The organism is Halorutilus salinus, assembly GCF_026242195.1.
In the GTDB taxonomy this organism is placed as follows: Archaea; Halobacteriota; Halobacteria; order Halobacteriales; family Halorutilaceae; genus Halorutilus; species Halorutilus salinus.
This window is the reverse complement of record NZ_RKLV01000006.1, coordinates 30,744-40,062: the sequence shown is the minus strand read 5'-3', so window position 1 is coordinate 40,062 and position 9,319 is coordinate 30,744. Positions and strand designations below refer to the sequence as shown.

The 9,319-nt window shown below is 60.0% G+C and carries 10 protein-coding genes; 5 read left to right on the top strand and 5 right to left on the bottom strand.

Annotated features, from left to right (window positions below; all coding sequences use genetic code 11):
* Positions 1 to 48: 48 nt before the first annotated feature.
* A complete protein-coding gene (locus EGH25_RS07090; protein WP_266087112.1) occupies positions 49 to 888 on the top strand; it encodes a hypothetical protein in 840 nt (279 codons plus the stop codon).
* Here EGH25_RS07090 and EGH25_RS07085 read toward each other — a convergent pair.
* Together EGH25_RS07085 and EGH25_RS07080 are read right to left on the bottom strand one after the other, a co-directional pair.
* Entirely contained in the window at positions 849 to 1,751 is a 903-nt protein-coding gene (locus tag EGH25_RS07085; RefSeq protein ID WP_266087110.1) for a hypothetical protein, read from the bottom strand. The two genes, EGH25_RS07090 and EGH25_RS07085, sit on opposite strands and share 40 nt — an antisense overlap.
* Positions 1,748 to 2,299, bottom strand: coding sequence for an ArsR/SmtB family transcription factor (locus EGH25_RS07080; protein WP_266087108.1), 552 nt, complete (start codon positions 2,297 to 2,299; stop codon positions 1,748 to 1,750). Before EGH25_RS07080 ends, EGH25_RS07085 begins: the two co-directional genes overlap by 4 nt.
* A gap of 159 nt (positions 2,300 to 2,458) precedes the next feature.
* Here EGH25_RS07080 and EGH25_RS07075 point away from each other — a divergent pair, with 159 nt between their 5' ends.
* Entirely contained in the window at positions 2,459 to 3,328 is an 870-nt protein-coding gene (locus EGH25_RS07075; protein ID WP_266087106.1) for a DUF6159 family protein, read from the top strand.
* A 50-nt stretch (positions 3,329 to 3,378) separates the two neighbouring features.
* On the opposite strand, the gene EGH25_RS07070 is transcribed toward EGH25_RS07075, so the two are convergent.
* Positions 3,379 to 4,077, bottom strand: a complete 699-nt coding sequence (locus EGH25_RS07070) for a DUF429 domain-containing protein (protein WP_266087105.1) — start codon at positions 4,075 to 4,077, stop codon at positions 3,379 to 3,381.
* A gap of 86 nt (positions 4,078 to 4,163) precedes the next feature.
* Here EGH25_RS07070 and EGH25_RS07065 point away from each other — a divergent pair, with 86 nt between their 5' ends.
* Positions 4,164 to 4,538, top strand: coding sequence for a nuclear transport factor 2 family protein (locus tag EGH25_RS07065; RefSeq protein ID WP_266087104.1), 375 nt, complete (start codon positions 4,164 to 4,166; stop codon positions 4,536 to 4,538).
* Positions 4,539 to 4,722: 184 nt separating this feature from the next.
* Positions 4,723 to 6,513, top strand: coding sequence for an oligoendopeptidase F (gene pepF, locus EGH25_RS07060; protein WP_266087102.1), 1,791 nt, complete (start codon positions 4,723 to 4,725; stop codon positions 6,511 to 6,513).
* Between the two features lie 30 nt (positions 6,514 to 6,543).
* On the opposite strand, the gene EGH25_RS07055 is transcribed toward pepF, so the two are convergent.
* Positions 6,544 to 7,125: a 5' nucleotidase, NT5C type gene (locus tag EGH25_RS07055; RefSeq protein WP_266087100.1), complete on the bottom strand. Its 582-nt coding sequence runs from the start codon at positions 7,123 to 7,125 to the stop codon at positions 6,544 to 6,546.
* A 93-nt stretch (positions 7,126 to 7,218) separates the two neighbouring features.
* Between EGH25_RS07055 and EGH25_RS07050 the strand changes: the two genes are divergently transcribed.
* Entirely contained in the window at positions 7,219 to 7,884 is a 666-nt protein-coding gene (locus EGH25_RS07050) for a hypothetical protein (RefSeq protein ID WP_266087098.1), read from the top strand.
* On the opposite strand, the gene EGH25_RS07045 is transcribed toward EGH25_RS07050, so the two are convergent.
* Positions 7,881 to 9,146, bottom strand: coding sequence for a saccharopine dehydrogenase family protein (locus tag EGH25_RS07045; RefSeq protein WP_266087096.1), 1,266 nt, complete (start codon positions 9,144 to 9,146; stop codon positions 7,881 to 7,883). The genes EGH25_RS07050 and EGH25_RS07045 overlap by 4 nt on opposite strands.
* Between the last annotated feature and the right edge of the window lie 173 nt (positions 9,147 to 9,319).

Genomic DNA, 9,319 nt, shown 5'->3' with positions numbered 1-9,319 from the left:
ATACCGTAGCCCCTTTTTGCGACGCGTTCGCCATCCCGGTAGAAACGGATGTCAGACTGCGACTGTCCGCGTTGCACGAACGCGAGGTACGAGACGGAGCGCCGTACGACCGTCGACAGTATGCTTTGGAGCGGGGGTCTGTTCCGGCGTTACCCGACAGCGGTCGCGCCTTTCGTCGCACTCATTCTACTCGAAGCCTTCTTTCGATGGTACACGTTCATAGGCTCCGACGCCTTCCTGTTCCTCCTACTCGTCTCCGCGCGGGGCTACGTCGATCTATGCGCGGTCGACGACCTCGTCAACGCCGACCGGGGCGCTGTCGGACGTTTCTGGAAGGTGCTCCGCCGCCTACCCTCGGCGCTCATGGCACGCGCCCTCTCTATAGTCGCTATAGTAGCCGCGTTCGGTATTCCCATGATCCCGTTGGCTGTAGGAACCGTCTTGGCTCCGGATCCGATCGGTCTGTCCAAGACACCGATACTGACCTTGGCGATCGCGGCTGTGGCGGTCGTCGTTAGCCTCTTGGTTAGCTTGGCGAGCGCCTTCGTCGTCTACGTCAAGATGGTTCTGGTCTCCGAGGCGTGTTTCGTCTCAGGCGCGGGCGTCGTCGGCTCACTCAGGGAAAGCTGGCGTTCCGTAAGGATGAGACGGGTAAAGGTCGTCCTCCTCGCGGGCACGTTCTCAGTGGTCGCTGGCTTCCTCCTTTCGGGTATACTCGGCGTCGGGAACGGAGGCGGCGAGAACGAGAGCCTCCTACGTGTCGCGTCGTCGTCAGCTACGACGGCTTTCTACGGGGTTCTGTTTACGCATATATACGTGGGAAGACGGTTCGAGCGCGGTGAGGGGGTTCACAGTCCCTCCGGCGGTTCAACCTCGACCTCCTCGTAGCTGTAGTCGGCTTCGTACAGCATGCTGAAGGCGGCATTCAGCCCTCCTCCGTCACCCTCCGCGGATCCGTTGCTACTGTCCGCCGTAAACAGGTAGGCGAAACGTGCGGGACGCCGCGTCTCCTTGTCCACCCATAGGTAGACCTCGGGTGCTGTTTCGTCGGTGATGTTGAACTCGCCGTCCTCAGGCTCTTCGGGCTGTTCGGACTCCTGGGAGTCCTCCACACCACCCGCGGAGAGACCAACAGCGGCGGTCGAGTGCATGAATATGTTCCGGTAGGTCTCTCGTGTGACGTTGATACGCAGTGCGTACGTGTCGACGCCGTTGACGCGCTCCTCACCGAGGAGTTCGGCTTCGGTTCCGTTCCTCATCCACGACAGCGCGTCCGTGCCGAACACCGTCTCCGTCAGGCTGTAGTTGGCGTCGGCTTCCGACCATCCGGTCGCGTTCCCGTTCTCGACAGTCCGTCTGCGCGTCGTGTTCCCCTCCGAGTAGACCGTGGTCTCGAACTCAGTGGTGTTGTCGAGAAGACCGAGGAACGAGAAGTCGGTGACACCCTCCGTATCGATGATGGACTCCTGTTCCGCCGTACTGAAACGGCTGTTCGATTCCATAGAGACGTTCGCGTTGAAGAACTGCGAAGCGCCGAACGCGAAGCCATTCCTGCTCTCGACGGTGTACGAGTCAACGTCCTCGGTCGAACTGAGCCCGGAGGCGAGTATCTCGTCGCCCGTCTCGTTCGTCTCCGCGGGTTCGGCGTCGGGCGATATGTCGGCGTCGATAGTATCGACCTCGCCGCCGAGGCATCCTGTGACACCGGCTAAGCCGACCAGAAGCACGAGAACGAACGTGATCCTTCTCATACGTCCGAGAGCCATTCGAAGACGAACTTAGCCTTCGCCGCTACGACCACGACTATCGCGGCGGGACCGACCGACGACGAGACCTTGGTCAGAACCTTACGCATACGGGGACCGTCCGTCTCACTGCCGAAGACGAGCATCGACGGCGCGTCCGAGGGCTGGTAGACCGACATCTCACGACCCTTCTCGGAGTAACAGATGTCGCAGACCTCGACGAGTCCCGCTTCTTCGAGGTTGTCGAGATGGTAACGGACGTTCTGCGTCGTCGTACCGAGTTCGTCGGCGAGGTCGGTGGGTATCTTGGGAGAACCGTGAACCGAGACGAGTATCTCGCGCGCCGTCTCGGAGGATACCGAACTCAGAATCTCGTCGGTTCTCTCGTCGTCGATCGTGAGCACGTCGGGTTCTTCTTGGCGCTCGTCGTGTTCGTCTTCGACTTCGTTCCCGTCGTGCCCGTCTTCGCCCTCGTTCCCGTCGAGTTCGTCGTCCTCCTCAGTCTTCCCTTTCGCCTTCCGTTTCAGCTTCTCCTTGCGTTCGAGTATACTCATTGGTTATCTAAAGAAGCCGTGTTAAAAAATAGCTTTGGTAAGCCAAAAGATGTGTTTTGGCTATCCCATGCCGTGCCTCCGCCGTCGGGCGTTTGGGCTTTTTCGACCGGCACGCCGAGGCGAACGGTTTAACCGTGACACCGACGCAGAAACACCGTAATGGTGTTCGGACGTATCAGGACGGGCTTCGGTATGGCGCGGAGGAGCGGACGTGTCTTACGCGACTATCCGAAGCTTCTCGTCTTCCCTGTAATAGGCGGCGTGTCGGGCATAGCCTTCTTAGCAACACTGTTCGGCGGTCTTTTCGTCGCAGGCTCCATCTTCGAGGAGGGTGGCGCGGCTCTCTACGGCGCTCTCTTTACGGCGTACCTCGTCGAGACGTTCGTCGCGTCTTTCTTCTCTGCGGCTCTCGTCTCCGAAACGCGCGAGGTTCTGAACGGAGGCGAACCGTCGGTACGCAGAGGCGCGCGTACGGCTTGGAGCCACAAGCTACCTCTCCTCGCGTGGTCTGTGATCGCCGCTGTCATCGGCGTCGTTATACAGCTGATCGAGTCGCAGGACAACACCGTGGCGCGTCTCCTCGCCTCCGTCTTCGCCGTCGCGTGGGGCGTCATGACCTACTTCGTCGTCCCCGTCATCGTCTTCCGTGACCCCTCGGTACGCGGCATGTTCGAGGAGAGCGCGCGGACGTTCAAGAACACATGGGGCGAGTCGGTAGGCGCGATGGGGGCGATAAACATCGTAACGTTCGTACTCGCGCTCGCGGGCGTCGCCGTCGCGGGCGGTGTCTTCTTCCTCATCCCCACAGCAGGCGGTGCGCGTCTCGTTCTCACCGTCCTCATAGGCGGCTCCGCCGTCGTCTTCGGCGTACTCGTCGGTAAGACGTTGACGGGCGTGGCAAAGACGGCGCTGTACATCTACGCGACGGAGAACGAACCGCCCGACTACTTCGAGGACATGGGTTTCGCGGAGATGGGCGGCGATGGGAAAACCGCACGCGACGCCGGCGTACTCGGCGGGCGCGTCTGAGTGTACGTACGCGGCGGTGAGCGCGTATCGGCTTCGGTACCGAGGTCGATTCAGATACGAGGGTAGACCATCTCCATACGAAGACCGCGTTCGTCCTTCGGTGGGTCGTCAGGCACCGTCTCGGTCGGGTAGCGCGCAGTGAGGGCGAGCGCGAGGGCATCGACGAGATCGTCGCGCCCAACAGCCGGTTCGTCGCGGAACGCGTCGGAAGCCTCGGAGAGTAGTTCGCCGGCACGAGGTTCATGTTCTGTAAGGACGCCGACGCGGTTCGTGTAGCCCTCGTCGGTCGTCTTCCTCGTCGTTACCGTCTCGCCGTTGTTGAGATACCGGAGGCAAAGCTCAGGATGTGACTCACGCACCGTACCACGTGCCTCTGCCGTGTTCGCGAGGAACTCATCCACCTCACGTATCAGAGGGCAGATGTTCCACGTCTGTCTCGGTAGGCTCTTACCTCCGGTGGTGCGTTCGTTGATCGCCTTCGCCGACCCGTAGTCGTCCTCGTAAGCCGCGGGTCGTGACGGCGTCGGGAAGACGACACCCCGGCGTACGTGTCTACGCGCCTCCGTATCGCACGCACGCGGTTCGCCGTCGTTACGTAGCCCTATAGGTATATCAACCAAGATCACTTCCGCGGTGCGTAGCTCCTCCCAAAGCTCACCGAAGGAGCCGAACAGGCTGTAAGAGTACTCCCCCGCTTCGTGGACACCGGCGAGCCAGTCGCCGCCCGCCCCGTCTACACCGACGTGCATACACCGGCTACGTCGCCTACGGACAAAGCACCCCCGATGTCGGAAGCGGTCGACAGTATCTTATCCGTCGACGGTGTCTTTGAATCATGGACGCAGAACAGAGAATCGAAAGCTACTACGAGTCTCTCAGGAACGGAGAGACTCTGCCACCCTACTTCGCTGACGACGCCGACCTGGTGAAGTACGGTATCTCCGAGAGACTCGACGGTTACGAGGAGGTCTCCGAGGGACTGCGGAGCCAGACACGGAGTACCGAGGGCTGGACGGTCGAGAGCGAAGACCTCCGCGTGACAGAAAGGGACGGCGGGTACGCGTGGTTTACCGACTCCGTCCGTATGGCTTGGACGGACAACGAGAAAGAGAAGGGGTACGACTTCGACTCGCGGTGGAGCGGAAGCTTAGAAAACCGCGACGGGTGGGTTTTCGTGAGCATGCACGTGAGCGTCGGTTGGGACGGTTAAGCGGGACAACACGGACAGAACCCGTCCGAGCGCGTCCCTATCCGTGTTTCCTCGGCTCACCGGTTCCGTTCTACACCCCGGTTGGTATCAACGGTGGCGGTAGGACAAGCTACACCGACGGGGGACTCGGCGCATCCGTGGTCGCGTAAAGAAGGTTTACGTCCGTCGGGTGCGATGTTCACGTATGGCTTCGGTTCCTAAGCGCGATGAGATAGAGGAGCGGTACAGATGGGATCTAAGTTCGCTCTACGACGATGACGAAAACTGGGAGGAGGGGTACGAGACTGCGGAACGCCTGATAGAGGATATCTCGGGTTACGAAGGGCGCTCCACGGAGGACGCGGCGACGGTTCTGGAGACGATGGAGGTGTACGAGAACCTGATGCGAACCGTCTCGGACGTAGCCTCGTACGCACGGATGAAGAAGGACGAGGATACGACGGACGACGGCTATCAAGCCATGGCGGCGCGGGCGAGATCGCTGTCGTCGGAGGCGGGTTCCGCATCTTCCTTCATCGAGCCTGAGATACAGGGTCTGAGCCGTGATGAGATAGACGCGATGATAGAGGAGGAGCCGGATCTCGGTGTGTACGAACAGTACTTCGACGACGTTCTCCGAAAGAAGGAACATACACGATCTTCCGAAGTTGAGGAGGTTCTCGCCCGGCTAGGCGAGGTCATGGGCGCGCCCGGCGAGGTCTACAACATGCTTGCGAACGCCGACATGGAGTTCCCCGCGGTACAGGATCCCGAGGATGATGAGAGGAGGATAACGCTCAACAGCTTTACGAAGCTTCAGAAACACCCGAACCGCGGGTTCCGCCGACGCGTATACGAAGCGTTCTACGACGAATGGGAGAAGGTACGTAACTCCGTCGGAACCGCGTACAAGAACTCCGTGAAGGCGGACGTGAAGCTCGCCGAGACGCGTGGCTACGGAACGGCGCGGGAGGCGGCTCTTGACGAACCGAACATCCCCGTCGAGGTCTACGACACGCTCGTCGACACCGTGCGCGATAGCCTCGACAGCCTACACAGGCACGCGGAGCTCAAACGCGAATCCATCGACGCGAACGAACTCCGTATGTGGGATCTCTACGTCCCTGTCGTCCAAGAGGAGTCGCCCGAGATCGGGTACGAGGAGGCGTGTGAACACGTCATCGACGCCGTCGAACCGTTAGGCGACGACTACCGTTCGCGGCTCGCCGAAGGACTCGACTCACGGTGGGTAGACGTCTACGAGACGGAGAACAAGCAGTCGGGCGCTTATTCGGGCGGCACGTACGACTCCCAGCCGCTTATACTCATGAACTATCAGGACGACGTGAGTTCGATGTACACGCTCGCCCACGAACTCGGACACTCGATGCATTCGGAGTACGCGAGCGAAGAACAGCCGTACGTGTACTCTGGCTACGAGATATTCGTCGCGGAGGTAGCCTCAACCGTCAACGAGACGTTGTTGACGCACCACCTCCTCGAAACCTCCGACGACGAACGCCTACGTCGACACATCCTCAACGAGTACCTCGAACGTTTCCGGTCGACGCTTTTCCGACAGACGATGTTCGCGGAGTTCGAGCACACGACACACGCGATGTCGGAGGCGGGCGAACCGTTGACCCCTGACACGCTCGATGATCTCTACCGCGAACTCAAGGGTGAGTACTACGAGCCCGCCGTTCTCGACGACCGGATAGGGGGTGAGTGGATGCGTATACCGCATTTCTACAGTGCGTTCTACGTCTACCAGTACGCGACGGGTATCTCCGCCGCCGTCTCTCTCGTTGACGGGATCCTAACCGAGGGCGAACCCGCGGCTGAGAGGTACATTAACTTCCTCAAGAAAGGTTCGAGCAAGTACCCTCTCGAACTGCTTCGGGACGCGGGTGTTGAGATGACCGACCGCGGGGCGGTCAAGGACGCGATCTCTACGTACGACGGGTACCTCGACGAGTTTGAGAGCCTGATTTAAACACCCAGATAGAGCCGTGTGTATTTGGCTTCAGACCAGCCTTTGAACCGTCTCGACCGCTTCCTCCCAGCCGGTGACAACCTCCATACGGTCGCCGGCTCCGTCCACATCGGGAACGGTGTTCCACGGTTGGTCGAAGAGAACCGCAGGTCTTCCGTCCTCAAGAAACTCGACGACGTTTCTGTCGTGGTCGTCTATCAGAACGTCGACATCTACAGCCGTCTTGGTCGTTTCCGCCGTGGAGTGGAACCTATCGTACCCTAAGCCGTTCTCCTCAAGCCAGCTTTTCGTCCACCTCACAGTGTCCCTGTCGGAGGGTCTGTTGGTGACGATGACCACCTCGTACCCTTCGCCACGGAGCGTCTCAACAGATTCCTTTGCACCCTGTTTGGGATTTATGGATCTGAGATGCTCCTCTACCATATGACCCTCGACTATCTCGGAGCCAAGGGGTATACTCTTACCGTCCACCTCCACGGTATGCCCCCATTCTGTCACGTCCTCCTTCGTGTCACCGTGGTGTCCGTACTCATCCTCTAACCTCTCCAAGACCGACGGAACCGTGTTGGCGAGTACCCCGTCTACGTCGATACCGAGTCTGCCTTCTGCCATCGGTCTACATAGGGTACGGACGGGCAAGTTCTCTTCCATACGACCGTGCGCGTATCCGCAAACGCTTACTTGTTCCTGTCGGTTACCTATACCATGACCGAGGATCGAGGCTACCGTGAGATAGACCGATGGGAGAACGGAACCGGATGGATACCGTACCCCGAAGAGGCTATGCAGAGAGCCGGTCACGTCATAGAGACGGACGACGGATCATGGGTTGTAGATCCGGTGGACACGGAAGGGATAGACGAACTCATACGAGGGTTCGATGAGGTCGCGGGGATAGTGACCCTACTCGACAGACACAGACGAGATGCTTCCGCGGTCGCGAACCGGTACGGGGTTCCCGTGTACGTTCCGTCGTTCATGGACGGTGTAGCCTCAGAACTCGACGCACCCACGGAGAGGTTCGAGGGACGGCTTAGGGACACACGGTACGGTATACATAAGCTGATAGACAACCGTTTCTGGCAGGAGGCGGCGCTTTACAGCAAAGAGACAGGTGCCCTGTACGTACCCGAAGCCGTAGGCTCTTCCGAGTACTTCCTCACCTCCGGGGAAGAGATAGGGGTACATCCCGTCCTCAGGCTCAAGCCGCCGAGGGCGCTCGGTCGTTTCGAACCGGAACGTATCGCTGTTGGACACGGTGAGGGGGTTTCGGAGGACGCGACGGAGAGGCTGAGACGTGCGGTTCGTGCCTCACGGAGGACGTCTCCTGCGCTGTACGTGGGTGCGATCAGAAGCCTCGTTTTTGACTAAACCGGTTCCCCCCTCCCACGTACCTCTACTGTCATACCCGCGTCACTTATCCTGTCACCAAGGGGCTGACCTATCCCTGAGGCAGGTGTGAGTACGCCGCCCGAAAGGGGTGACTCCACGTCGCCCTTGACCAGAGACATCGCCGCTTCCCCTAACATACGGGCGGTCGAACCGTAGCCCGGATCCAGATCGCCGCCGATAACAGCCTCAACGGTGAACTTACCTCCGTCCGTCCTGCCGCGTCCGAGGACACGTACCGTAAAGTACCCGTTCTCTATCTCGTCCCTCGTCGGTCCCTCTCCGGGATCAGGGAAGACGAAACGCTGGAGACCCGAACGGATCGGGTCGAGTGACATGGCGAACTTACCGGCTCCAAGACCACCGGCGATCGCCGTCGCCGTCACAGCCCCCCTGACCCCGGTTCCCGTCGGAACCACCTCCGTACACCGGAACTCGCGCCCCCACGGATACTCCAGCAATGCGTTGGTGCGTCTTATTACGCGCTCGTTTACCACCGCCATAGGCGACGGTGCCGTCCATACGGAACGTATAGTGTCCTTCTTAGCTCCGGTCTGCTCACCCGGATCCGGTCCGTCCCTCTCGCCGGGGGGAGCCAGCGAGTAAGGGTTCCGAACCGTCCGTCGGGCTGTCGGATCCTCGGAAGCGGCTTTGAAAAGCTCCGCCGCACTCGCGAGCGTCCCGCCGCTAGCGCCGCCGCTACTTTCCTCAAGATACACGCGCACCGAGTCACACGCTGTCGCGTACTCCTCGGTCGCAAACGACTGTACCATCAGAGTCCCGAGATCCGCAGGGACAGAGTCGAAGCCACAGCTATGTACGATACGCGCGCCGGAGTCCACGGCATCGTCGTGGTACAGGTCAACCATCTCACGTATCCAGTTTACCTCCCCGGTCAAGTCGCAGTAGTCGGTGCCTACCTCCACACACGCATCCACCATCGGTGTACCGTACCTCGTGTACGGTCCTACGGTCGTACAGACGACGTCCGTCTCCTTGGCTATCCCCCGGAGGGTGTCGGGTTCGGTTGCATCACCGACCACCACGGGGATCGCGTCCCATCCGTCTCCTCTGTCGGTTAGTTCGTCGCCGAACTCTTCGAGCCTGTCCCTATCCCTTCCTCCAATAGCTACCGAAACGTCATCGGGTGCGTACCTCTCGGTCAGGTACTTGGCTACAAGACGCCCGGCAAAGCCGGTAGCGCCCCAGACAACGAGGTCGTACCGTCGGGATTCGTCTGACATGTCTGAGCTTCGGTTCAGCCTACGAACCGGGGGCTGTTAAATTGGAAGGTAGTAGGATCTGTTCTCTATGCAAGGTCGTTGATACATCCGACCGGTGTAGCCGTGTCTCAGCTGGCGCAGGAGGCTACCTACCGAGGCTTTTTGAACAGGTTGTTATATCCGGGAGAACAACA

Excerpts from the sequence above, each read along its gene's own strand:
- EGH25_RS07065 (WP_266087104.1), top strand. The coding sequence starts at position 4,164 with ATGGACGCAGAACAGAGAATCGAAAGCTACTACGAGTCTCTCAGGAAC.
- EGH25_RS07045 (WP_266087096.1), bottom strand. The coding sequence starts at position 9,146 with ATGTCAGACGAATCCCGACGGTACGACCTCGTTGTCTGGGGCGCTACC.
- EGH25_RS07080 (WP_266087108.1), bottom strand. The coding sequence starts at position 2,299 with ATGAGTATACTCGAACGCAAGGAGAAGCTGAAACGGAAGGCGAAAGGG.
- EGH25_RS07070 (WP_266087105.1), bottom strand. The coding sequence starts at position 4,077 with ATGCACGTCGGTGTAGACGGGGCGGGCGGCGACTGGCTCGCCGGTGTC.
- pepF (WP_266087102.1), top strand. The coding sequence starts at position 4,723 with ATGGCTTCGGTTCCTAAGCGCGATGAGATAGAGGAGCGGTACAGATGG.
- EGH25_RS07090 (WP_266087112.1), top strand. The coding sequence starts at position 49 with ATGTCAGACTGCGACTGTCCGCGTTGCACGAACGCGAGGTACGAGACG.
- EGH25_RS07050 (WP_266087098.1), top strand. The coding sequence starts at position 7,219 with ATGACCGAGGATCGAGGCTACCGTGAGATAGACCGATGGGAGAACGGA.
- EGH25_RS07085 (WP_266087110.1), bottom strand. The coding sequence starts at position 1,751 with ATGAGAAGGATCACGTTCGTTCTCGTGCTTCTGGTCGGCTTAGCCGGT.
- EGH25_RS07075 (WP_266087106.1), top strand. The coding sequence starts at position 2,459 with ATGGTGTTCGGACGTATCAGGACGGGCTTCGGTATGGCGCGGAGGAGC.
- EGH25_RS07055 (WP_266087100.1), bottom strand. The coding sequence starts at position 7,125 with ATGGCAGAAGGCAGACTCGGTATCGACGTAGACGGGGTACTCGCCAAC.